Origin of the sequence: Micromonospora sp. WMMC273 (genome assembly GCF_027460285.1) — a bacterium.
In the GTDB taxonomy this organism is placed as follows: Bacteria; Actinomycetota; Actinomycetes; order Mycobacteriales; family Micromonosporaceae; genus Micromonospora; species Micromonospora aurantiaca.
This window is the reverse complement of record NZ_JAPZBE010000001.1, coordinates 4,666,804-4,688,929: the sequence shown is the minus strand read 5'-3', so window position 1 is coordinate 4,688,929 and position 22,126 is coordinate 4,666,804. Positions and strand designations below refer to the sequence as shown.

Below are 22,126 nucleotides of genomic sequence, written 5' to 3'. Positions count from 1 at the left end.
TTCGCCTTCCGGCCGCCCTAGCACAGTCAGGGCTTGATCGGGCTCCTGTCCACAGCGCGCTGGCTGTCCACAGGTGGGAGTTCACCGGCCGACGGTCGACGAGCCGTCGCCGTAGCGTCCCGAGCCGTGCCAGACGACCAGGAAACGACGGTACGGCGGCGGCTCGCCCGGCTGTTCGGGTTCACGGATGCCGTCGCTGTTCCGTCGATCCGCGCCGGCCGGCTGGGGGAGTCCGGCCATCGAGCCGGAGAGGCCCAGCCCGGCCCGGATCTCGTCGAGCAGGGCGGCCGGCCGGCGCGGTCCTCCTGGCCGCCCGGCTTTTCCCTGCCCGGGCCGGACGGTGCCGTGCCGATCTTCACCGGCGGGTCCGGCGCGAGCCTCGGGGATGCCCCTGGCCGGGCCGGCACCCGCGACCCACAGCCGCCGGGCGAGCAGGACGCCGGTCCGCCTGCTCGGCGTCGGCCCGGTGCCCGAGGGCGGCTCGGGCGTGGGCCGGACGAGATCGAGCCGGGTTTCGGGCTGCGCCCCGGATTCCCGGAGCGCGACGGCGGGCGGGAGCATCCGTTCGGGGCTGATCCGGCCTCCGACGATTCGGACGCCGACGGCACAGGCGACGCTCCGGGATCCGGGCGTGGGCTCGCGTCGCGGCTGCCCGGTCCTGGGGCGTTCGATCCCGGCCGCCGGGGTGTACGCGCGCTCGCGGCGGTGGCCGCAGTGGTGGTCCTGGTGGCCGCCGTCTGGGCGTGGCGCGCGCGTCCCAGCGCCGAGCCCGTAAAGCCCGTCACGGCGTCCTCCGAGGCGCCGGTGAGCGCGGCGACCGAAGCGGCTCCCGGAGCGCCGGTGGCGGTCGGCTCACCCGGTCAGGTGGTCGTCGCGCTCGCCGGCAAGGTCCGGCGTCCCGGCCTGGTCCGCCTGCCGGCCGGCGCGCGGGTGGCCGACGCGATCGAGGCGGCCGGCGGCGCGCTGCCCGGCGTCGACGTGGCGCTGCTCAACCCGGCCCGCAAGGTCACCGACGGGGAGCTGATCCTGGTCGGCGTCACCGCCCCACCCGGGCAGGCCGCGGCTGGTGGTGGTGCACCGGGTGGCTCGGCGGCACCTGCGGGCCCGGTCAACCTGAACACCGCCACGCTGGCCCAGCTCGACGCGCTGCCGGGCGTCGGCCCGGTGCTCGCCCAGCGGATCCTCGACCACCGGGACCGCAACGGCGGGTTCCGGTCCGTGTCCGACCTGCGGCAGGTCGACGGCATCGGCGACGCCCGGTACGAGCAGCTCAAAGAACTGGTGACGGTGTGACCGCCGGACGCGGGCCACGCCCCGCGCCCCTCGACGGTGACGTGGCCGGCCGCGACGTGCCCGACCTGCGGCTGGCCGGGCTGGCGGTGGCGGCCTGGCTCGCCGCGTTGGCCGGGCTGCACCTGAGTGTCCGGTCGAGCGTGTGGGTGGCCGCCGTCGCCGCCGCGCTCGCCCTGCTCACGGGCCTGCACCTGGCCGGCGTGCTCGGCCGGCCGGGCGTGACGGCCAGCCGCTACGGCTGGATCGCGGTCGCCGTACTGCTCGGCGTCCTCTGCGGGGCGGCGGCCACCGGCGCGCGGGTCGCGGTCCGCGACGCCGCCCCGGTCCGCGCGCTCGTCGCCGACAGCGCCCCGGTCACTGCCGAGCTGGTGCTGCGCGACGATCCCCGCCCGATACGCGGCGCGCCCGGCCGGCAACCGATGCTGTTGGTCCGCGTGGATCTGATCCAGCTCACCGGCCCCGGCGGCGCCCGCGTCACCGGCCCGGTACGCGCCCTGGTGCTCGCCACCGACCCGGCCTGGCGTCCACTGCTTCCCGGCCAGCGTGTCACCAGCCGGGGGAGGCTGGCCGCCCCGCGCGGCGGTGACCTGACCGCCGCCGTGCTCTCCACCGCCGAACCGCCCACGCTGCGCGGCGACGCGTCGTGGCCGCAACGGGCGGCGGGGGTGCTGCGGGCCGGGCTGCAACGGGCCTGCGAGCCGCTGCCCGACGCGCCGGGCGGGCTGCTGCCGGGTCTGGTGGTGGGCGACACCAGCCGGCTGCTGCCGGAGGTGGAGGAGGACTTCCGGGCCACCGGGATGACGCACCTCAACGCGGTGTCCGGGTCCAACGTGGCGATCGTCGTGGGAGCGGTGCTGCTGCTGGCCCGCTGGGCGCGCGCCGGTCCGCGTACCGCCGCCGTGCTCTGCGTCCTCGCGCTCGTCGGGTTCGTCATCCTGGTGCGGCCATCGCCGAGCGTGGTGCGTGCCGCCGCGATGGGCGCGATCGGGCTCGCCGCGCTCGCCGCCGGGCGGTCCCGGTCGGCACTGCCGGCGCTCGCCGCCGCTGTCACCGGGCTGGTCCTGTACGACCCGGACCTCGCGGGCGACCCGGGTTTCGCGTTGTCGGTCTGCGCCACCGGGGGACTGCTGCTGCTCGCGCCGGGATGGCGGGACGCGTTGCGGCGACGGGGTGTACCGGCCGGGCTGGCGGAGGCGCTCGCGGTGCCGGCCGCTGCGCAACTGGCCTGCGGCCCGGTGATCGCCGGGCTGTCCGCGACGGTGAGCCTGGTGGCGGTGCCGGCGAACCTGCTCGCGGTGCCGGCCGTCGCGCCGGCCACCGTGCTCGGCGTGCTGGCGGCGGTGCTGTCGCCGGTGTGGCCGGGCGGTGCGGAGTTCCTGGCCTGGCTGGCGAGCTGGCCGGCGCGCTGGCTGGTGGCGGTCGCCGCGTACGGGGCGGACCTGCCGGCCGGGAACCTGCCGTGGGCGGGCGGGGTGGCAGGAGCCCTGCTGCTGGCGGCGGTGAGTGTGGCGCTGCTGCTCGCCTTCCGGCGACGCCGGGCGCGGCGGCTGATCGCTGTCGTCGTGGTGGCGGTGGTGCTGGGTGCGGTGCCGATCCGGCTGCTCGCCTCGGGCTGGCCGCCGCGCGGCTGGGTGGTGGTGGCGTGCGCGGTGGGGCAGGGGGACGCGGTGGTGCTGCCGGTCGCCGCCGGCCGGGCCGTCGTGGTCGACGCCGGCCCGGAGCCGTCCGGCGTGGACGCATGCCTGCGCCGCCTTCGCGTACGCGAGGTGCCGCTGCTGGTGGTCAGCCACTTCCACGTCGACCACGTCGGCGGTGTGGCCGGGGTGTTCCGCGGCCGGCGGGTGGGTGCGGTGGTGGGTCCGTCCTGGTCCGAGCCGCCCTTCGGTGTCGCCCAGGTACGCGAGGCGGCCCGCGGGGCCGGTGCGCCGCTGACCCCGGTGCAGGCGGGCTGGCGGTGGTCAGCGGGCGCGGTGGACCTGGTCGCGGTCGGGCCGCCGTACCCGCTGCGGGGCAGCCGGTCGGATCCGAACAACAACTCGCTGGTGCTGGCCGCCACCGTGGGCGGGGTACGGATCCTGCTCACCGGTGACGCCGAGACGGAGGAGCAGCGGGCGATGCTGGAGACCACACCGGCCGCCGCGATCCGGGCCCACGTGCTGAAGGTCGCCCACCACGGGTCCGCGTACCAGGCGCCGGAGTTCCTGGCCGCGGTGCGTCCGGCGGTGGCGCTGGTGAGCGTGGGCGTCGGCAACGACTACGGGCACCCCAACGCCGGGTTGCTGGACCGGCTGACCCGGGCTGGTGCGCGGGTGCTGCGTACCGACACCGACGGGGACGTCGCGGCGGTCCGGGTGGATGCCGGCCTCGCAGTGGTGAAACGCGGCGCCGAGTCGGGACCGCCACGCTGAACCAGGGGAATCTTGTTGCGATAGATGGGGAATCAAGTCAAATGTCTGGATTTGCGCTGTGTGCGGGCTGCGCCGTCACAGTCCCCGATGAGCAGGCCCGGCCGGGTCGGAGGGCGTGCGAGTATGGGCGACGTGACCCCCGCCGACCTGCCTCCTATTGTGCTCGTCCTCGGCGACGAGGAGCTGCTCGCCACGCGAGCGGTCACCGAAGCCGTCGCCCGGGCCCGCGAGGTCGACCCCGACGTGGACGTACGGGAATACCAGGCCGGCACGCTCACCGTCGGCGAGATCGCCGAGATGCTCAGCCCGTCGCTGTTCGGCGGTCGCCGGGTGCTCGTGCTCCGCTCCGGGCAGGACGCCCGCAAGGACCTGTCCACAGCGCTGCTCGCGTACGCGAAGAACCCCGACCCGGACGTGCAGCTCGTGGTGCTGCACCTGGGCGGGGCCAAGGGCAAGGCGTTCGCCGACGGTCTACGGGCTGCGGGCGCCACAGTGGTGCCGGCGGTGAAGCTGAAGGGCGACCGGGAGCGGGCCGCCTTCGTGCGGGACGAGATCCGCCGCATCGGCGGCAAGTGCACGCCCGACGCGGCCGACGCCCTGGTCGCCGCCGTCGGGAACGACATGCGCGAGCTGGCCGCCGCCTGCTCGCAACTGGTCGCCGACACCGACGGGCGGATCGGCGCGGACACCGTCGCCCGCTACTACCGGGGGCGGGCCGAGGTCACCGGCTTCACCGTCGCCGACGCGACGATGGTCGGTGACGTACCAGGTGCGCTGGAGGCGCTGCGATGGGCGCTGCACGTCGGCGTCGACCCGGTGCCGATCGCCGACGCGCTGGCCGACGGCGTACGGACCGTCGCCCGGGTCGCCGCCGCAGGGCGGGGCAGCGCGTTCCAACTGGCGAAGACGCTCGGCATGCCGGCCTGGAAGATCGAGAAGGCCCAGGTACGCGCCCGGGGCTGGACGCCGGAGGGCCTGGTCGAGGCGATGCGGGTGGCGGCCGAGTGCAACGCGGCGGTCAAGGGCGGCGCCGACGACCGGGCGTACGCGCTGGAGCGGGCCGTGTTCTCGGTGGCCGCGGCCCGGCAGGGCGGCGCCCGGTGACCCGAGCGTGGTCGACGGTGCCCACGGACGAGGAGCGGTACCGCCCGCTCTACGCCCGGGTGCTGGGGCTGCGTTTCGTCAACCCGGGTGGGGTGCTCTGCTTCCTGTTCTTCGAGGGCGCGGTGGCGCTGGCCGTCCTGCTCGCGCTCGCCGAACTGGTGAGCTGGTGGGCGGTGCTGGTGCTGCCGATCGCGGTGGCCGCGATGGTCAAGCTCAACGACGTGGTGGCCGAGATGGTCGTCCGCACCGCGGCGCAGGTGCCCGAGCAGGAGCGGGATCGCTTCCGCCGCCAGATGGAGCCGGTGGTCGGCCGGGCCCGGGTGCCCACGAGCGCCCGTGCGTTGCCGGGCGGCGCGACGAGCATCGGGTCGCTGCCGCGCGGCGCGGCGAGTTCCCGTGCGTTGCCCGGCGGCGTGACCGCGGATTCCCGGGGCGTCCGCTACCACCATCCGCAACGCGTGACATTCGACCGCCCGAACGAGCGATAGCCGCAGCCACCGGGGTGCGCTCTCCCGCCGCCTCGCGCTGCGCCCTCCAGAGGCCCGGCGCTGCGCCTCCCGACACCGCGCCCCGCGCTCTCCGGACGCCCCGCGCTTTCCCGCCGGACCGACCGCCGAAGCCGCCGCCGGGGGCCCGATCACTCCGTAGATCTTGGTACGAAATGGCCCCCAGAGGGGCCGAAATCTTCCAAGATCTCCGCGCGCGGCGCGCGACGGGGGAGTGCGGACAGGCGGAAGCCCCGTGGGCTCGTGGCCCCGGGGCTTCCGGTGGAATCTGTAGCGCTGGTCAGGCAGAGAACGAGGCGACGCGCTTGGCGATCGCCGACTTCCGGTTGGCCGCCTGGTTCGAGTGGATGACACCCTTGCTGGCAGCCTTGTCCAGCTTGCGGGTGGCCTCACGCATGAGCACGGTGGCCTTCTCGGTGTCGCCCGCCTCGGCAGCCTCGTGGAACTTCCGGATGGCGGTCTTCAGCGACGACTTGACCGACTTGTTACGCAGCCGGCGCTTCTCGTTCTGCCGGTTGCGCTTGATCTGGGACTTGATGTTCGCCACGCGACAGCCTCGTCTTGATAGCTCGGGTTGGTCTGCTTTCGCGCACGACGAGCATGCGTCATCGCCGCGCGAAAAGCCAGGCTACCAGGTCGGCCCCGGACGAGCCAAAACGCCTCCGGCCGGGGCCCACCCGACCCTCGTCACCAGCATGCCGCCGCACTCATGGACGCCGCCAGGCCGACCGGCGTTCCCAGGCTGGTTGGGCGGCGCGCCAGTTCGGGGAGGTGGCGGGGTCAGAGCCCGTGTGATGCCGCCTTTTCCCCGTGCTGGTGTGGATCAAGGGTGAGGGTCGGTGGACTGATTCGCCAGTTCGGGGAGGTGGCGGGGTCGGGGGCAGTGTGATGTGACCACTTCCCCGTGCTGGTGTGGATCAAGGAGGCGGTGGGATGCGGCCGCCTTGCCGAACCGGGGTGGATCACGGGGAACCGGCGGGGTGGGGCCGGCTCGCGGACCAGGTTGCTTGTTGACATGGCTGTCCCTCGTCAGTCAGGACCAGCCCTGCCGCTCGGCCAGCCAGCCGAGCGCCTGCTCCCCGCTCCACAGCTGGTGGGCGCGCAGGTGCGGGGAGGCGTTCGACGGTCCGGCGGCGGCACCGGTCAGGAAGTACCCGGCCAGTGCGGCGAGCGTCACGTCCAGCGCGTCGGCCGGCGCTCCCGCCGTCGCCGGGTGACCGGCGAACGCGGCGTCCGCGTCCAGGCCGCCGGCGTACGCGGTGAGCAGCAGCCCGGCCAGGTCGAACCAGGCCGGCCCGTGGCAGAGCCAGGGCCAGTCGCACAGCCAGGCGCGGCCGTCGGGGTCGATCAGGAGGTTGTCCACCCGCAGGTCGCCGTGGGCCAGCCCGGGGGCCGCGTCGGCGTACCCGGGCAGCCGCGACTCCAGCGCGACCAGCTCGGCCAGCGGGGCGCCGGCGGCCTGCTCGGGCGGCGGCTCCCGCCCGGCGGCCACCTCGCCCCACCAGAGGATGTCGTCGCGGGCCAGGTCCGCGAGGCGGGGTAGCCGGAGCGCGGCCAGCTCCGCGGGCGGCTCGGCGAGCGCGGCGGCCACTTCGGCGTACGTGGCGAGTGCGGCGTCCAGCTCGGCCGGCGCCCAGGGCAGCGCGGGGGTGTGCCCGTCGATCGCGTCGAGCGCGAGCGCGTACCAGCCGGACTCGGTGAGCGCCCAGCGCGGCCGGGGCACCGGCAGGCCGGCCGGGAGCCGGGCCAGGACCGCCGCCTCGTGGGCGTACCAGTCGACCAGGTGTCGTTGCCCGTGCAGCGCCGCCGCCTTGACGAACACGCTCTCCCCGGCGGGGCCGGTCAGCACGGCGGCGAAGCCGCTGGTGAATCCGCCACCCGTCACCCGTACCGCTGACGGTTCGCCGCCGATCCGGGCGGACAGCGCATCGCGCAGCCCGGCCGGCAGGTCGGCCCAGCCGGGCCGGACGGCTGTCGACCCGTACGGGACGGGCGGTAGGGAGATCGGGCGCACCGCACCATGCTGCCGCACCGGCGGCGCGCGGCGGACCGGCGCGTCGGTGGGCTCTGCCAGACTGCCTGCCATGAGGACCGACGAGTTCTGGCAGTTGATCGACGACGCGCGCGCCGGCGCCGGGGGAGAGCCCGACGCGGTGGCCGCCCGGGCGGTCGCGCTGCTGGCCGAGCGCGACCCGGAGGAGATCGTCGGCTACGCCCACCACCAGCGGCGGGTGCTCGCCGCCTCATACAAGGTCGACCTGTGGGGCGCGGCCTACCTGATCAACGGGGGTGCCTCGGACGACGGCTTCGAATATTTCCGGGGTTGGCTGATGACGCAGGGGCGGGCGGTGTTCGCGCGGGCGGTCGGCGATCCGGACGCGCTGGCCGAGCTGCCGCAGGTCCGGGCCGCGGCGCTCAGCGGCGAGGAGTTCGAGTGCGAGCAGATGCTGGCGGTGCCGTGGGACGCGTACCGGAAGGCCACCGCGTCCGACCTGCCGGCCGAGCGTGACCCGGTTCCGGTGCCCGACCTGAACGACTTCTGGGACTTCGACGACGAGGAGGAGGCCCGCCGCCGCCTGCCGCGGCTGGCCGCACTCTTCGTCGAGCCACCCGTGGAATAGCCGAGCCACCCGTGGAATAGCGGTGGAGTGAAGGGGGAGCCCGGGCGCGCGCCGGGCGACGTGGGACCATGGAGGGGGCCGGCGGCGCGCCGGCCCGCTCACGTCAGCCGACCAGAACGGACCGCTGTGCCACCGACGCTCGATCCCGGCGCGAACGCTCCTGGTGCCACCGACCCGGCGCGCATCCGGAACTTCTGCATCATCGCCCACATCGACCACGGGAAGTCGACCCTGGCCGACCGGATGTTGCAGCTCACCGGTGTGGTCGACCCGCGGCAGATGCGCGCGCAGTACCTGGACCGGATGGACATCGAGCGCGAGCGCGGCATCACCATCAAGAGCCAGGCCGTGCGGATGCCGTGGACGATCCGCGAGGGCGACCGGGCCGGTGAGAGCGCCGTGCTCAACATGATCGACACCCCGGGCCACGTGGACTTCACCTACGAGGTGTCCCGTTCGCTCGCCGCCTGCGAGGGCGCGATCCTGCTCGTCGACGCCGCGCAGGGCATCGAGGCGCAGACGCTCGCCAACCTCTACCTGGCGCTCGAGAACGACCTGCACATCATCCCGGTGCTCAACAAGATCGACCTGCCGGCCGCCCAGCCCGAGAAGTACGCCGAGGAGCTGGCGCACCTGATCGGCGGCGACCCGGCGGACTGCATCAGGGTCTCCGGCAAGACCGGCGAGGGCGTGCCCTACCTGCTGGACGAGATCGTCCGGCAGTTCGTGCCGCCGGTGGGCGAGGCCGAGTCGCCGGCCCGCGCGATGATCTTCGACTCGGTGTACGACGTCTACCGGGGCGTGGTCACGTACGTCCGGGTGATCGACGGCCGGATCTCGGCCCGGGACCGGATCAAGATGATGTCCACCGGCGCGGTCCACGAGCTGCTGGAGATCGGCGTCATCTCGCCGGAGATGGTGAAGGCCGACGCGCTCGGCGTCGGCGAGGTGGGTTACCTGATCACCGGCGTGAAGGACGTGCGCCAGTCCCGGGTCGGTGACACGGTCACCATCAACAACAACCCGGCCAAGGAGGCGCTCGGCGGCTACAAGGACCCGAAGCCGATGGTCTACTCGGGTCTCTATCCGATCGACGGCTCGGACTACCCGAACCTGCGCGAGGCGCTGGACAAGCTCAAGCTCAACGACGCCGCGCTGGTCTACGAGCCGGAGACCTCCGGCGCGCTGGGCTTCGGTTTCCGCTGTGGCTTCCTCGGCCTGCTGCACCTGGAGATCATCCGGGAGCGGCTGGAGCGGGAGTTCAACCTCGACCTGATCTCCACCGCGCCGAACGTGGTCTACCGGGCCATCCAGGAGGACGGCGAGGAGATCGTGGTCACCAACCCGAGCGAGTACCCGACCGGCAAGATCGCCGAGGTGTACGAGCCGACCGTGCGGGCCACGGTGCTGACCCCGAACGACTACGTGGGTGCGGTAATGGAGCTGTGCCAGGGTCGCCGGGGCAGCCTGCTGGGCATGGACTACCTCTCCGCCGACCGGGTGGAGCTGCGGTACACGCTGCCGCTGGCCGAGATCATCTTCGACTTCTTCGACCAGCTCAAGAGCCGCACCAAGGGTTACGCCTCGCTGGACTACGAGCCCTCCGGTGAGCAGGCGTCCGACCTGGTGAAGGTCGACATCCTGCTGCACGGTGAGCCGGTCGACGCGTTCAGCGCGATCGTGCACAAGGACAAGGCGTACACGTACGGCACGACGATCGCGGCGAAGCTGCGCACGCTGATCCCGCGCCAGCAGTTCGAGGTGCCGATCCAGGCGGCCATCGGCAGCCGGGTGATCGCCCGGGAGACCATCCGCGCGATCCGCAAGGACGTGCTCGCCAAGTGCTACGGCGGTGACATCAGCCGGAAGCGCAAGCTGCTGGAGAAGCAGAAGGAGGGCAAGAAGCGGATGAAGATGGTGGGCCGGGTGGAGGTCCCCCAGGAGGCGTTCATCGCGGCGCTGTCGTCCGACTCCGGCGACGGCAAGCCCGCCGGCAAGAAGTAGGTCGCCAGAGCCCACGAACCGGCCGGCGTCCCCTCGCAGGGGCGCCGGCCGTTCGCGTACCCAGGAAATTTTCAGCTGCTGGCAGCGCTCCCACCTGCGGGTTCGTCCCGGCCGGGGGAGCGGCGGTCGTTGCCGCCGGTTTCGGTTTTCGATGCGTCGGGCACTTAGCGGTCACGACAGCAACCGCACAGAACGTGCGAAATCGCTTTAGGAGGACCGACCGTGGAGTTCACCGTCTGGGGCATCATCACCGCGCTCGTCGTGGGTCTGATCGTCGGCGCGCTGGGCCGGCTGGTCGTGCCGGGCCGGCAGAACATGCCGATGTGGCTGCACATGGTGATCGGTGTCGGCGCGGCGCTGCTGGGCACCGTCCTGGCCCGTGCGCTCGGCATCGCCACGCAGACCGCCGGTATCGACTGGGCCGAGCTGGCCGTGCAGGTCGTGCTCGCCGCCATCGGTGTGGCCCTGGTGGCCGGCGTCGGCCGCCGCCGCAGCGTCTCGCGTTACTGATCGACGCATCACGCGCCTCGACGGGCGCCCGGCCCCACGGCCGGGCGCCCGTCGGCGTATTCGGCGCATTGAACCCCGTCGGTGTGCCGGGCCCGCCCGCCGCGCCGGGTTTCGGGGAGAAGCAGCAGGTCAGGGTACGTCTGAACAATTCGTCATCGGAGTCGGTTTGGATTTCCGGACGGTCGGGAACTTAGCGATCACGACAGTAACCACACAAAAACGTGTGACCGGATCTTAAGGAGGAGGGCGACCATGGAGCTCACCGTTTGGGGCATCATCACGGCGCTGGTCGTTGGTCTGATCGTCGGCGCGCTGGGCCGGCTGGTCGTGCCGGGCCGGCAGAACATGCCGATGTGGCTGCACATGCTGATCGGCGTCGGCGCCGCGCTTCTGGGCACGATCGTGGCCCGGGCCTCCGGCTTCGCCGAGACCGCCGGTATCGACTGGCGCGAGCTGATGCTGCAGGTGCTCTTCGCCGCGATCGGCGTGGCCCTGGTGGCCGGTGTCGGTCGTCGCCGCGGCGTCTCGCGCTACTGACCCCGCATCACGCGCCTCGACGGGCGCCCGGCCTCACGGCCGGGCGCCCGTCGCCGTGTGCGGCCCCTTGAGCTGCCCGGACGGCATCGATGTCGGCCGGGCCTCCGGCTGCGATACGGTCGCCTGTGCCCTCCGTCACGAACACCCCCTGTTGTAAAGGAAATTTTCCTACTAAGGTGCGGCGGAGAAGGTTAGTGCCAAACGGCCCTGAGGGAGATATGGCGTGAACAGGTGGAAGCGGCTGGCTCCGGTCACCGCCATCGTGGCGTCGGCCGCGTTGGTGCTGACCGCGTGCGGTGGCTCCGGCGACGACGACAAGGCCGCCGACAACAGCAAGCTCACTGTGTGGATGATGGGTGAGGGCGGCGACGCCCAGACCAAGTTCCTCGACAGCGTCGAGGCGGAGTTCAAGAAGAAGCACCCCGAGACCGACGTCGTGGTGCAGTACATCCCCTGGCTCGAGGCGCCGAAGAAGTTCCAGGCCGCGCTCGCCGGCGGGGAGGGTCCGGACGTCACCGAGCTGGGCAACACCGAGACCCAGGGCTGGGCCGCGCAGGAGGCCCTGGCCGACGTCTCGGACAAGTTCAACGGCTGGTCCGAGGGCAAGGACATCCTGCCCGACCTGGTCAAGAACGCCCAGCTCGACGGCAAGCAGTACGGCGTGCCGTGGTACGCCGGCGTGCGCGCCGTCTACTACCGCACCGACTGGTTCGCCGAGGCGGGCGTGAAGACGCCGACGAACTGGGACGAGATGGTCGCCGCCGCGAAGGCCGTGCAGGCCAAGAAGCCCGGCACCTACGGCATCGCCCTGCCCGGCAACTCCGAGCTGCCGTTCTACTCCTTCCTCTGGGGTGCCGGCGGGGAGATCGCCACCAAGGAGGGCGACAGCTGGAAGTCCGGCTACAACACCCCCGAGGCGCAGAAGGCGGTCAAGTTCTGGACCGATCTGGTCACAGTGCACAAGGTCGCCCCGCCGGCCGCCGCCGGCTGGAACGAGGTCGACGCCCGTACCCAGTTCGCCACCGGGAAGGCCGCGATGGCGTTCGCCGGCAGCTGGCAGGGCGGCGCGATGAAGAAGGACAACCCCGACATCGAGAAGGTGTGGGGCACGTTCCCGATCCCCGGCCCGGACGGCAAGGCCGCCCCGGCGTTCGCCGGTGGCTCCGACATCGCCATCTGGAAGGACAGCGAGCGGCAGGCGCTGGCCTGGGACTACATGACCGTGCTGCTGAGCAAGCAGAAGGACAAGGAGTTCGCCAGCAGCCTCGGCTTCTTCCCGGTCTACCAGGACCTGGTCAGCAGCGGCGACTACGCCAACGACAAGGTGATGGCCGCGTTCGCGACCGCCATCCAGAACACCAAGCTGACCCCGCTCACCCCGAAGTGGGTCGAGGTCAGCCGGACCAAGACGGTGACCCAGGCGATGAACAGCTCGGTCATCAAGGGCCAGAAGACGGTCGAGAAGGCTACCGCCGACGCGGCCACCGAGATGGAAAGCATTCTCAACGCCAAGTGACCACGCTGACCGAGGCCACCGGCGAGGCCGCCGCGCGGGAGACCCCCGCGCGGCGGCGCCGTCGCCGGGTGGACCACCTTCCGTACCTGCTCCTCCTGCCCTGCCTGGCGATCATCGCCGTGCTGCTGCTCTGGCCGCTCGGCCAGGTCGTGTGGATGTCCTTCCACAAGCTGGACAGCGTCCGGCAGTTGCGCGGCGACCGCGAGTGGCCGTGGGTCGGCCTGGCCAACTACGCGCAGATCCTCGGCGACCCGTTCTTCCGTACGGTGCTGCGCAACACGGTGCTGTTCGCGCTCGCCAACGTGGCGCTCACGATGATCCTCGGCACCCTGGTCGGGCTGCTGCTCAACCGCCTGGGCAAGAAGATGGCCACGTTCGTGGCGAGCTGCGTGATGCTCGCCTGGGCCACTCCGGCGCTGACCGGCACGATCGTCTGGAAGTGGATCTTCGACGACACGAGCGGCCTGGTCACGTGGCTGTTCAACAAGCTCCCGGACGGGCTGTCCACGGCCCTGTTCGGGCGCAGCGACTGGACCGGGTACGGCTGGTTCAACGACCCGCTGCTGTTCTTCGCCATCCTGACGCTCGTGGTGGTCTGGCACTCGTTCCCGTTCATCGCGGTGAGCGTGCTGGCCGGGCTCAAGAGCGTGCCGACGGAGTTGCAGGAGGCGGCCCGGGTCGACGGCGCCGGGCCGTGGAAGGTGTTCTGGTCGGTGACGTTCCCGGTCCTGCGGCCGGTCTTCGGCATCCTCGTGGTGCTCTCCACGATCTGGGACTTCAAGGTCTTCACCCAGCAGTTCGTGCTGGCCGGCGGCACCCAGGACCGGTCCACGTTCATGCTGTCGATCTACTCGTACGCGGAGGCGTTCTCGCCGCCGCCGAAGTACGGCCTCGGCTCCGCCATCGCAGTCATCCTCACCGTGATCCTGCTCGTGGTGACCGCCCTGTACGTCCGCATGGTGCTGCGGCAGGAGGACGAATGATGAAGAAGATCGCCCTCAACGGCGCGGGCCTGCTGGTCGCGCTCTTCGCCGCGTTCCCGGTCTACTGGATGGTGGCGACGTCGCTGAAGCCCAACCGGGAGATCTTCTCGTCCACGCCCCGGCCGGTGCCGGCGGAGCCGACGCTGGAGCACTACCGGGAGATCCTCACCGGCAACCTGATCCCGGGCGTCACGTTCGCCGACTTCTTCCTCAATAGCGCGCTCGTCGCGCTGGCGACGGTGCTGCTGAGCGGGCTGGTCGCGCTGCTCGCCGCGACAGCCGTGGCCCGGTTCCGGTTCAAGCTGCGCACCACGTTCCTGATCATGCTGCTGGTGGTGCAGATGATCCCGCTGGAGGCGCTGGTCATCCCGCTGTTCCTGATGATCCAGCGGCTCGGCCTCTACAACACGCTGCCCAGCCTGATCCTCACGTACCTCGGCTTCTCGCTGCCGTTCGCGGTCTGGATGCTGCGTGGCTTCGTCGCCGCGGTGCCGAAGGAACTGGAGGAGGCCGCCGCCATCGACGGCGCCAGCCGGGCCCAGACGTTCCGCAAGGTGCTGTTCCCGCTCGTCGCGCCCGGCCTGGTCGCCACCAGCATCTTCTCGTTCATCACCGCGTGGAACGAGCTGATCTTCGCGCTGACCTTCATCAACGACCAGCAGAAGTACACGCTGCCGGTGGCGATGACGTTCTTCTTCGGCCGGGACGACACCGCCTGGGGCTCGGTGATGGCCGCGTCCACGCTGTTCACCCTGCCGGTGATCGTCTTCTTCCTGCTGGTGCAGCGCCGGATGGTCTCCGGGCTGGTCGCCGGAGCCGTGAAGGGCTGAGGGCCGCGGCCGGTCAGGCCGCGGCGAACACCTCGGCCCGCACCTCGGTGGCCGGGTCGCCCTTCACCCGGGCCCAGGAGCCCTGCTCGGCGGTCCACTCCAGGTTGCCGAAGCGGACCTTCTTCACGCCGTGGTCGTCGGCGTGCGAGACCAGCCAGTGCGCGTACCGCCAGCCGTTGCGGTCGCCGCCGGCCGGCACGGTGAGCGCGGTCAGGTCGGTCGCCGTGGGCAGCCGGGGCAGCCCCCAGTCCAGCGACAGACTCTCCAGCACGGCGCTGGCGGCGGCCGGGCCGCGCATCGTCGGCGGCGAGGAGACAGTGCAGGCCACCGCGCCGGTCGCGTGGCCGAGCAGCGCGCGGGTCAGGACCTCCGACTCGTCCGCCCACTTCTCGTACGCCTCGGGGAACGCCGACCGCTGCACCCGCTGGGCGGCGTCGGTGACCCGCATCCGCTCCCAGCCCTTGACCTTCTTCAGCGCGGCGTAGAACTTGTTCGCCGCGTACCGCGGGTCCTGGACCTGCTCCGGTGTGCCCCAGCCCTGGCTCGGGCGCTGCTGGAACAGGCCGAGCGAGTCGCGGTCACCGTGGGCGATGTTGCGCAGGTGCGACTCCTGGTACGCGGTCGCCAACGCCACCACCACCGCCCGCTCGGGCATCCGGCGCTGCATCCCGATGGCCGCGATGGTGGCCGCGTTCGCCATCTGGTCGGCGCCGAGCACCACCTCGCCGTCCGCCTTCACGGTGCAGGTCCGGCTGGACAGGGGGAGCCGCAGGTGCTCGCCGAACTGCTTGGTCACGACATAGACCGCGAGCAGTGCCAGCACGCACACCGCCACCCCAGATGCCACGATCGCCGCTCGCGTCCGCACCCGCACCCCCTGTCCCGACAGTCCGACAAGCGTACGTCCCACCCGCACCGGCGCGTCTCGGCCGACCGGCGGGCCCCACCTCGGCCGCAATGGCTCCCGCGGGGCCCGCCGCGCACCTCAGTCTCCGGCGGGCACCCAGGCGGCGGGACGCTTCTCCCGGAACGCCATGACGCCCTCGCGTCCCTCGTCGGAGAGGAAGTACCCGGTCGACAGCGCGGCCAACTCGGCGATCTCGGCCCGCAGGTCGGTCCCGGCGGGCCGGCGCAGCAGCTCCTTCGCCCCGGCCAGCGCCCCCGGCGCGCCCTTCACCAGCGAGTCGCAGTAGCGCCCGACGGCGGCGTCCAACTCGTCGGCCGGCACCGCGGCGGTGACCAGGCCGATCTCGGCGGCGCGGCGGCCGTCGAACGTGTCGCCGGTCAGGTACAGCTCGGCGGCGGCCCGCTGGCCCAGCCGCGGCAGCACGGTCGCCGAGATCACCGCCGGAATCACGCCGATCCGCACCTCGGTGAACGCGAACGTCGCCTCCTGCGCGCAGACCGCCAGGTCGGCGGCGGCGATCAGGCCCAGCCCACCGGCCCGGGCCGGCCCGGCGACCTTCGCCACCACCGGCTTCGGGCACTCCCGCACCGCCACCAGCACGTCGCCGAGCATCCCGGCGGGCACCGTGCCGCTGGCGTACGCGGCGGCGGTCTCCTTCAGGTCGGCGCCGGAGCAGAAGACCGGGCCGGTGTGGTCGAGCACGATCGCGCGTACCGCGTCGTCGGCGACCGCGTCGGCCAGCCCGGCCAGCAGCTGGGTCATCAGGGGCGTGGAGAGCGCGTTGCGGTTGTGCGGGCTGTCCAGGGTGAGGGTGGTCACCCCACGGGCCGTGGCGACTCGCACGAGAGCGTCCGGAGAGGTCATGCCGGGCACACTAGTGGCCATGCCCGGCGTCCTTCCAGAAGGCGAACCCGTCCCGCGCGACGGATCGCTGCCCGCCACCGCCCGCCGCGACGTCGGCGCGCGCGGTTTCGGCGTGTACGTCCACGTGCCGTTCTGTGCCAGCCGGTGCGGTTACTGCGACTTCAACACGTACACCGCCGCCGAGCTGGGCGGCGGGGCGAGCCGGGAGACGTACGCCGACTCGGTGCTCGCCGAGCTGGAGCTGGCCGCCCGGGTGCTGGGCGACTCGCCGCCGCCCCGGGTCGACACCGTCTTCGTCGGCGGCGGCACGCCCACCCTGCTGCCCGCCGACGACCTGGCCCGGATCCTCGACGGCATCGACCGGGTCTGGGGGCTGGCCGCCGACGCCGAGGTGACAACCGAGGCCAACCCCGAGTCGGTGAGCCCGGAGTCGCTCAAGACGCTGCGGGCGGCCGGCTACACCCGGATCTCGCTCGGCATGCAGTCCGCCGCTCCCGGGGTGCTCGCGGTGCTGGACCGGCGGCACAGCGCGGGCCGGGCCACCGCCGCCGCGCTGGAGGCGCGCGACGCGGGATTCGAGCACGTGAACCTGGACCTGATCTACGGCACGCCGGGCGAGACGGCCGACGACTTCGCCGCCTCGCTGGCCCAGGTGGTCGACGCGGGCGTGGACCACGTCAGCGCGTACGCCCTGATCGTGGAGGACGGCACCCGGCTGGCCGCGCGGATGCGACGCGGCGAGTTGCCGTACCCCTCCGACGACGTGGCAGCGGACCGCTACCTGGCCGCGGAGGCCGCGCTCGGCGAGGCCGGATTCTCCTGGTACGAGGTGTCGAACTGGGCCCGCTCGGCGGCGGCGGCGTGCCGGCACAACCTGCTCTACTGGACCGGCGCCGACTGGTGGGGCCTGGGCCCGGGGGCGCACAGCCACGTCGGCGGCGTGCGCTGGTGGAACGTCAAGCACCCGAGCGCGTACGCGGCGCGGCTGGCCGAGGGCGCCTCGCCCGCGCTGGCCCGGGAGCGGCTCACTCCGGACGAGCAGCACATGGAGGACGTGATGCTGCGGGTACGGCTCGCCGCCGGCCTGCCGCTGGACGTGCTGGACGAACCCGGCCGGGCGGGCGCCGAGCGGGCCCGGGACGCCGGGCTGCTCGACGCCGGGGCGTACGCGCGAGGGCTCGTGGTGCTGACGCTGCGGGGCCGGCTGCTGGCCGACGCGGTGGTACGCGACCTGCTGCCGTGACCGGCACCGGCCGGCCGCCCCCTCGGCCGGCCGGCGGTGTCACTTGATGAAGTTGTAGGTCATCGGGTAGCGGTAGAGCACACCCTCGTTGGCCTTGACCCCGCCGATGATGCCGAAGATCAGCGGCACCAGCCAGACCAGCATCGGGACGAAGAACAGGATCCCGCAGGTGATGACCGTGATCACCCAGGCGAGCACGCTGGCGATGGTCCAGGTGATCTGGAAGTTCAGCGCCGAGACCGCGTGGGCGCGGACCGTCGGGGACTGCTGACCCCGGGCCATCATCGCGATCAGCGGGGCGACCCAGCCGAGCAGACCGCCACCGACGATGACACCGGCGGCGCCGCCGAAGTGCGCCACCAGGGCCCACGTCTTCTCGTCGTTGTTGGCGTAGGAGGCCGGGCCGTACCCGCCACCGGCGGGGTAGCCGGGCGTGCCACCCGGCGGGGGGTAGCCGCCCGGCGGGGGGTAGCCGCCGCCCGGGGGCGGGTAGCCGCCCGGGGGCGGATAGTCACCGGGCGGGGGATAGCCGCCGGCGCCCGGCGCCCCGGACAGTGGAGCGGTGGGCGGTTCGCTGCCCGGCGACGAGCCGTAGGGCGCCGACGGGTCGGGCTGGGGGCCGGAGTCCCCTGCCCCTGGAGGGCGAGGAGGTTCTGTCATGGTCGCCACGGTAGGGGCACCGGTCAACTCGCACCAGAGCGACACAGACCGACGATGACCGGCTGTTCGGCCCTGGTGGGCGGCGCTGTGTGGTGGGCCGCACCGCAGGTCCGTCAGGCGATCATCGCGTCGGCGGGGGTGCCGACGTAGACTGGCACTCGCTACAGTCGAGTGCCAGCCGCCCGGCGGATGCCGCGTGCCGGCCCGGCCGAGGTGCGTCAGGAGGTGGGGAATGGGTCTCGACGACCGCAAACTCGCCGTGCTGCGCGCGATCGTCGAGGACTACGTCGCCACGCAGGAACCGGTCGGCAGCAAGGCCCTGGTCGAGCGGCACCAGCTCGGCGTCTCGCCCGCCACCGTGCGCAACGACATGGCGGTGCTGGAGGAGGAGGGCTACATCCGGCAGCCGCACACCAGCGCCGGCCGGGTGCCCACCGACCGCGGCTACCGCCTCTTCGTCGACCGGCTGTCCCGGGTCAAGCCGCTCAGCCCGGCCGAGCGCCGGGCGATCGAGCGCTTCCTGGTGGGCGCTGTCGACCTGGACGACGTGGTGCACCGTACGGTCCGGCTGCTCGCCCAGCTCACCCGTCAGGTGGCGGTGGTGCAGTACCCGAGCCTGGCCCGGTCCAAGGTGCGCCACCTGGAGCTGGTGCCGATCTCCACCACCCGGCTGATGGTCGTCATGATCGCCGACACCGGCCGGGTCGAGCAGCGGCTGGTCGAGCTGCCCGCCCCGGTGCCCGCCGACGACGTGACCGACCTGCGCCGGCTGGTGAACGAGAAGCTGGTCGGCAGCCAGCTCGCCGAGACGCCGCCGCTGGTGCAGGCGCTCGTCGACGAGTCCGCGCCGCACCTGCGCCCGGCCATGACCACGCTGTCCACCGTGCTGCTGGAGACGCTGGTCGAGCGGCACGAGGAACGCCTCGCGCTGGCCGGCCAGGCCAACCTCACCCGGGGCGGCCTGCTCGACTTCCAGGGTTCGCTGCGCCCCATCCTGGAGGCGCTCGAAGAAGAGGTCGTGCTGCTCAAGCTGATCGGCGAGACCGAGCCGAGCACCACCCGGGTGCTCATCGGCGACGAGAACGAATTCGACAACCTGCGGGCCGCCTCGGTGGTCAGCACCGGGTACGGACCGGGCAGCACGATCGTCGGTGGACTCGGCGTGCTCGGGCCGACCCGGATGGACTACCCCGGCAATATCGCCATGGTGAGGGCCGTGGCACGCTACGTGGGCGAACTGCTGGCCCAGAACTGACCAGTCTGGGCCGACGGCCGGTTCCGGCCGACGACCGGAGCGACGCGAGACGAACATGAGGACACCTAACGCAGTGGCCAGGGACTACTACGGCATTCTCGGCGTGAGCCGGGACGCCTCCGACGACGAGATCAAGCGCGCCTACCGCAAGCTGGCGCGGCAGTTCCACCCGGACGTCAATCCGGACCCGGAGGCCCAGGAGAAGTTCAAGGACATCAACGCCGCGTACGAGGTCCTCTCGGACGACCGGAAGCGGCAGATCGTCGACCTGGGCGGCGACCCGCTCGCCCCGGGCGGCGGTGGCATGGGCGGCCCGGGCGGTCCCGGCGGCGCCGGCCCGTTCGTCGGCTTCCAGGACATCATGGACGCGTTCTTCGGCGGTGCCGCGGGCGGCAGCCGTGGGCCGCGGCCGCGTACCCGCCCCGGCGCGGACGCGATCCTGCGCCTGGAACTGGACCTCAACGAGACCGCGTTCGGCGTCGAGGCGCCGATCACCGTCGACACCGCGGTGCTCTGCACCACCTGCTCCGGCGCCGGCACCGCCGCCGGCACCCACCTGGCCACCTGCGAGGCGTGCGGCGGCCGGGGCGAGGTGCAGTCGGTGCAGCGGACCTTCCTCGGTCAGGTGGTCTCCGCCCGGCCGTGCACCGTCTGCCAGGGCTACGGCACCACCATCCCGCACCCCTGCCCGACCTGCGCCGGTGACGGCCGGGTACGCACCCGCCGCTCGCTGACCGTCAAGATCCCGGCCGGGGTCGAGGACGGCATGCGGATCCGCCTGGCCCAGCAGGGCGAGGTCGGCCCCGGTGGCGGCACCGCCGGTGACCTCTACGTCGAGATCCACGAGCGGCCGCACGACGTCTACTCCCGCAAGGGCGACGACCTGCACTGCCGGGTCACGGTGCCGATGACCGCCGCCGCGCTCGGCACCCGGCTGACCATCAAGACGCTGGACAGCGAGGAGACGGTCGACGTCAAGCCCGGCACCCAGCCCGGCAGCACACTGCGGTTGCGCGCCCGGGGCGTACCGCACCTGCGCGGCACCGGCCGGGGTGACCTCTACGTGCACCTGGACGTGCGTACCCCGACCAAGCTCGACGCCGACCAGGAGCGGATGCTGCGCGACTTCGCCAAGACCCGCGGCGAGGAGGTCGCCGAGCTGACCAAGCAGGGCGGCTTCTTCTCCCGGATGCGCGACGCCTTCAACGGGCACGCCTGAGGTGTCCGCGCCGCTGTTCCTGGTCGAGGCGCTGCCCACCGGTGACACGCTGACGCTGGACGGCCCGGAGGGCCACCACGCGGCCACCGTGCAGCGGCTGCGTGTCGGCGAGGAACTGGTGCTCGCCGACGGCCGGGGCGGCACCGCCGCCGCGGTGGTCACCGCCGTCGGCCGCGGCACGCTCGACCTGCGGGTCACGAGCCGGGGGTACGCGGACGCGCCGGTACCCCGGCTCGTCGTGGTGCAGGGCATTGCCAAGGGCGACCGGGGTGAACTGGCCGTGCAGGCGATGACCGAGGTCGGGGTGGACGAGATCGTGCCCTGGGCGGCGTCCCGCTCGGTGGCGCAGTGGCGCGGCGAGCGGGGCGAACGGGCCCGGCAGAAGTGGGTCGCGACCGCCCGCGAGGCGGCCAAGCAGGCCCGCCGCCCGTGGCTGCCGGTGGTGGCCGGCGCGCCGGACGAGTCCACCGCCTCGGTGGCCCGCCGGATCGCCGGCGCGGCCGGCGCGTTCGTGCTGCACGAGGGCGCGCAGGACCGGCTGACCACAGTCGACCTGCCGGCCGCCGGGGAGGTCGTGCTGGTGGTCGGCCCGGAGGGCGGCATCGCCGACCACGAGCTGGCCGCGTTCGCCGAGGCGGGCGCCCGCACGGTCCGCCTGGGCCCGTCGGTCCTGCGTACGTCCACGGCAGGCGTGGCAGCCCTGACAGTCCTGGCCACCCGCCTGACCCACTGGTAACCCCCGCGCCCGCCCTCTTTTCGGTGCGCGCTGATCTTGCAGTTTCGGCCCGTGCTGCGCCCCTTTTGCTGCGTCTTGCCCGGGCCGAAAGTGCAAGATCGCGGGGGTCAGGGGCGAGGGTGGGGGTCAGGAGCGGAGGTAGGAGGCGCCGTTCAGGTCGATGATGGTGCCCGACGCCCACTCGGCCTCGGGGCCGGCCAGCCAGTACACCGCCGCGGCGATCTCCTCCGGCCGGGCCACCCGGTGGAACGGAGACTGGGCGCGTACCGCCTCGCCCCGCTCGCTCTTCAGATGCTCGTTCGTCATGTCGGTCTCGACGAAGCCGGGCGCCACGCAGGCCACAGCGATGCCGTACGGCGCCAGGGCCACCGCCAGCGACTGGGCCATCGCGTTCATCCCGGCCTTGCTGGCCCCGTACGCCGGGTTGGCCGGCTCGCCCCGGAACGCGCCCCGGGACGAGACGTTCACGATCCGGCCCCCGCGGTCGCGCATGTGCTGCGCGGCGCACCAGGCCGCGTTCGCGGCGCCGACCAGGTTGGTGTCGAGCACCTCCCGCCACCGCGCCCGCCACTGTTCGTAGCTGCTCTCGAAGACCGGGTGCGGTGGATCGGCCGGCCCGAACACCCCGGCGTTGTTCACGAGTACGTCGAGCCCGCCGAGCCGCTGGGCCGCCTCGTCCACCACGGCGCGTACCGCGTCGGGGTCGGCCAGATCGGCGCGTACCACCACGTGCCCGTCACCGGGCAGTTCGGCGCGCAGCCGCTCGGCCAGCTCGGCCGAGTCCCGGTGGTGGATCGCCACCCGGTCCCCACCGGCGGCGAACGCCCGCGCCACCGCCCGCCCGATGCCCCGCGAGGCCCCCGTCACCAGCACCGCCCGTCCCGACATGGCGGCCATCCTGCCGCATCCTGCCGGTCCGCCCGGCGGTGC

General features: G+C 72.9%; 22 protein-coding genes. 15 read left to right on the top strand and 7 right to left on the bottom strand.

Features of this window, described 5'->3' with window-relative positions:
* Positions 1 to 81: 81 nt before the first annotated feature.
* Positions 82 to 561, bottom strand: coding sequence for a hypothetical protein (locus O7611_RS21630; RefSeq protein WP_269698198.1), 480 nt, complete (start codon positions 559 to 561; stop codon positions 82 to 84).
* Here O7611_RS21630 and O7611_RS21625 point away from each other — a divergent pair.
* From O7611_RS21625 to O7611_RS21610, 4 genes are all read left to right on the top strand, one after another.
* Positions 502 to 1,293, top strand: coding sequence for a ComEA family DNA-binding protein (locus tag O7611_RS21625; RefSeq protein WP_269698143.1), 792 nt, complete (start codon positions 502 to 504; stop codon positions 1,291 to 1,293). The two genes, O7611_RS21630 and O7611_RS21625, sit on opposite strands and share 60 nt — an antisense overlap.
* Positions 1,290 to 3,701, top strand: a complete 2,412-nt coding sequence (locus O7611_RS21620) for a ComEC/Rec2 family competence protein (protein WP_269697486.1) — start codon at positions 1,290 to 1,292, stop codon at positions 3,699 to 3,701. The genes O7611_RS21625 and O7611_RS21620 overlap by 4 nt, the downstream gene beginning before the upstream one ends.
* Positions 3,702 to 3,824: 123 nt before the next feature.
* A complete protein-coding gene (gene holA / locus O7611_RS21615) occupies positions 3,825 to 4,805 on the top strand; it encodes a DNA polymerase III subunit delta (RefSeq protein ID WP_013287990.1) in 981 nt (326 codons plus the stop codon).
* A complete protein-coding gene (locus O7611_RS21610; RefSeq protein ID WP_269697485.1) occupies positions 4,802 to 5,293 on the top strand; it encodes a hypothetical protein in 492 nt (163 codons plus the stop codon). The genes holA and O7611_RS21610 overlap by 4 nt, the downstream gene beginning before the upstream one ends.
* A gap of 298 nt (positions 5,294 to 5,591) precedes the next feature.
* Here the strand turns inward: O7611_RS21610 and rpsT are convergent, their stop codons facing one another.
* A complete protein-coding gene (gene rpsT / locus O7611_RS21605) occupies positions 5,592 to 5,858 on the bottom strand; it encodes a 30S ribosomal protein S20 (protein WP_013287988.1) in 267 nt (88 codons plus the stop codon).
* Between the two features lie 486 nt (positions 5,859 to 6,344).
* Complete coding sequence (locus O7611_RS21600; RefSeq protein WP_269697484.1) at positions 6,345 to 7,397, bottom strand: phosphotransferase family protein; 1,053 nt, start codon at positions 7,395 to 7,397, stop codon at positions 6,345 to 6,347.
* On the opposite strand from O7611_RS21600, the gene O7611_RS21595 reads away from it, so the two are divergent.
* The 7 genes from O7611_RS21595 (at position 7,396) to O7611_RS21565 (ending at position 14,312) form a co-directional block, all read left to right on the top strand.
* Positions 7,396 to 7,932, top strand: a complete 537-nt coding sequence (locus O7611_RS21595) for a DUF4240 domain-containing protein (protein WP_135241591.1) — start codon at positions 7,396 to 7,398, stop codon at positions 7,930 to 7,932. The genes O7611_RS21600 and O7611_RS21595 overlap by 2 nt on opposite strands.
* A gap of 126 nt (positions 7,933 to 8,058) precedes the next feature.
* Positions 8,059 to 9,936: a translation elongation factor 4 gene (gene lepA / locus O7611_RS21590; RefSeq protein ID WP_194802358.1), complete on the top strand. Its 1,878-nt coding sequence runs from the start codon at positions 8,059 to 8,061 to the stop codon at positions 9,934 to 9,936.
* 222 nt (positions 9,937 to 10,158) lie between these two features.
* Positions 10,159 to 10,446 (top strand): GlsB/YeaQ/YmgE family stress response membrane protein, encoded by a 288-nt coding sequence (locus O7611_RS21585; protein WP_116507974.1) that lies wholly within the window; start codon positions 10,159 to 10,161, stop codon positions 10,444 to 10,446.
* A gap of 252 nt (positions 10,447 to 10,698) precedes the next feature.
* Entirely contained in the window at positions 10,699 to 10,983 is a 285-nt protein-coding gene (locus O7611_RS21580; RefSeq protein WP_030503112.1) for a GlsB/YeaQ/YmgE family stress response membrane protein, read from the top strand.
* 223 nt (positions 10,984 to 11,206) lie between these two features.
* Positions 11,207 to 12,499, top strand: coding sequence for a sugar ABC transporter substrate-binding protein (locus O7611_RS21575; RefSeq protein ID WP_194802357.1), 1,293 nt, complete (start codon positions 11,207 to 11,209; stop codon positions 12,497 to 12,499).
* Positions 12,496 to 13,482 (top strand): carbohydrate ABC transporter permease, encoded by a 987-nt coding sequence (locus tag O7611_RS21570; protein WP_013287981.1) that lies wholly within the window; start codon positions 12,496 to 12,498, stop codon positions 13,480 to 13,482. Before O7611_RS21575 ends, O7611_RS21570 begins: the two co-directional genes overlap by 4 nt.
* Positions 13,479 to 14,312, top strand: a complete 834-nt coding sequence (locus O7611_RS21565; RefSeq protein ID WP_013287980.1) for a carbohydrate ABC transporter permease — start codon at positions 13,479 to 13,481, stop codon at positions 14,310 to 14,312. Before O7611_RS21570 ends, O7611_RS21565 begins: the two co-directional genes overlap by 4 nt.
* A gap of 13 nt (positions 14,313 to 14,325) precedes the next feature.
* On the opposite strand, the gene O7611_RS21560 is transcribed toward O7611_RS21565, so the two are convergent.
* Together O7611_RS21560 and O7611_RS21555 are read right to left on the bottom strand one after the other, a co-directional pair.
* Positions 14,326 to 15,186: a hypothetical protein gene (locus tag O7611_RS21560; protein WP_269697483.1), complete on the bottom strand. Its 861-nt coding sequence runs from the start codon at positions 15,184 to 15,186 to the stop codon at positions 14,326 to 14,328.
* A 111-nt stretch (positions 15,187 to 15,297) separates the two neighbouring features.
* Positions 15,298 to 16,083, bottom strand: coding sequence for an enoyl-CoA hydratase-related protein (locus O7611_RS21555; RefSeq protein ID WP_135241587.1), 786 nt, complete (start codon positions 16,081 to 16,083; stop codon positions 15,298 to 15,300).
* A gap of 19 nt (positions 16,084 to 16,102) precedes the next feature.
* Between O7611_RS21555 and hemW the strand changes: the two genes are divergently transcribed.
* Positions 16,103 to 17,326 (top strand): radical SAM family heme chaperone HemW, encoded by a 1,224-nt coding sequence (gene hemW / locus O7611_RS21550; RefSeq protein ID WP_194802354.1) that lies wholly within the window; start codon positions 16,103 to 16,105, stop codon positions 17,324 to 17,326.
* A 39-nt stretch (positions 17,327 to 17,365) separates the two neighbouring features.
* On the opposite strand, the gene O7611_RS21545 is transcribed toward hemW, so the two are convergent.
* Positions 17,366 to 17,986, bottom strand: a complete 621-nt coding sequence (locus tag O7611_RS21545; protein ID WP_269697482.1) for a DUF4870 domain-containing protein — start codon at positions 17,984 to 17,986, stop codon at positions 17,366 to 17,368.
* Positions 17,987 to 18,218: 232 nt separating this feature from the next.
* Here O7611_RS21545 and hrcA point away from each other — a divergent pair, with 232 nt between their 5' ends.
* The 3 genes from hrcA to O7611_RS21530 all read left to right on the top strand — a co-directional run bounded on the left by hrcA (position 18,219) and on the right by O7611_RS21530 (position 21,196).
* Positions 18,219 to 19,241 (top strand): heat-inducible transcriptional repressor HrcA, encoded by a 1,023-nt coding sequence (hrcA, locus tag O7611_RS21540; protein WP_135241584.1) that lies wholly within the window; start codon positions 18,219 to 18,221, stop codon positions 19,239 to 19,241.
* Between the two features lie 73 nt (positions 19,242 to 19,314).
* On the top strand, positions 19,315 to 20,460 hold the full coding sequence (dnaJ, locus tag O7611_RS21535; protein WP_175438744.1) for a molecular chaperone DnaJ: 1,146 nt from the start codon (positions 19,315 to 19,317) through the stop codon (positions 20,458 to 20,460).
* A gap of 1 nt (position 20,461) precedes the next feature.
* A complete protein-coding gene (locus tag O7611_RS21530) occupies positions 20,462 to 21,196 on the top strand; it encodes a 16S rRNA (uracil(1498)-N(3))-methyltransferase (protein ID WP_269697481.1) in 735 nt (244 codons plus the stop codon).
* 126 nt (positions 21,197 to 21,322) lie between these two features.
* On the opposite strand, the gene O7611_RS21525 is transcribed toward O7611_RS21530, so the two are convergent.
* Positions 21,323 to 22,084 (bottom strand): SDR family NAD(P)-dependent oxidoreductase, encoded by a 762-nt coding sequence (locus tag O7611_RS21525; protein ID WP_194802351.1) that lies wholly within the window; start codon positions 22,082 to 22,084, stop codon positions 21,323 to 21,325.
* Between the last annotated feature and the right edge of the window lie 42 nt (positions 22,085 to 22,126).

Excerpts from the sequence above, each read along its gene's own strand:
- O7611_RS21630 (WP_269698198.1), bottom strand. The coding sequence starts at position 561 with ATGCTCCCGCCCGCCGTCGCGCTCCGGGAATCCGGGGCGCAGCCCGAA.
- holA (WP_013287990.1), top strand. The coding sequence starts at position 3,825 with ATGGGCGACGTGACCCCCGCCGACCTGCCTCCTATTGTGCTCGTCCTC.
- O7611_RS21595 (WP_135241591.1), top strand. The coding sequence starts at position 7,396 with ATGAGGACCGACGAGTTCTGGCAGTTGATCGACGACGCGCGCGCCGGC.
- O7611_RS21600 (WP_269697484.1), bottom strand. The coding sequence starts at position 7,397 with ATGGCAGGCAGTCTGGCAGAGCCCACCGACGCGCCGGTCCGCCGCGCG.
- O7611_RS21580 (WP_030503112.1), top strand. The coding sequence starts at position 10,699 with ATGGAGCTCACCGTTTGGGGCATCATCACGGCGCTGGTCGTTGGTCTG.
- O7611_RS21565 (WP_013287980.1), top strand. The coding sequence starts at position 13,479 with ATGATGAAGAAGATCGCCCTCAACGGCGCGGGCCTGCTGGTCGCGCTC.
- O7611_RS21555 (WP_135241587.1), bottom strand. The coding sequence starts at position 16,083 with ATGACCTCTCCGGACGCTCTCGTGCGAGTCGCCACGGCCCGTGGGGTG.
- hemW (WP_194802354.1), top strand. The coding sequence starts at position 16,103 with ATGCCCGGCGTCCTTCCAGAAGGCGAACCCGTCCCGCGCGACGGATCG.
- O7611_RS21545 (WP_269697482.1), bottom strand. The coding sequence starts at position 17,986 with ATGACAGAACCTCCTCGCCCTCCAGGGGCAGGGGACTCCGGCCCCCAG.
- hrcA (WP_135241584.1), top strand. The coding sequence starts at position 18,219 with ATGGGTCTCGACGACCGCAAACTCGCCGTGCTGCGCGCGATCGTCGAG.
- O7611_RS21525 (WP_194802351.1), bottom strand. The coding sequence starts at position 22,084 with ATGTCGGGACGGGCGGTGCTGGTGACGGGGGCCTCGCGGGGCATCGGG.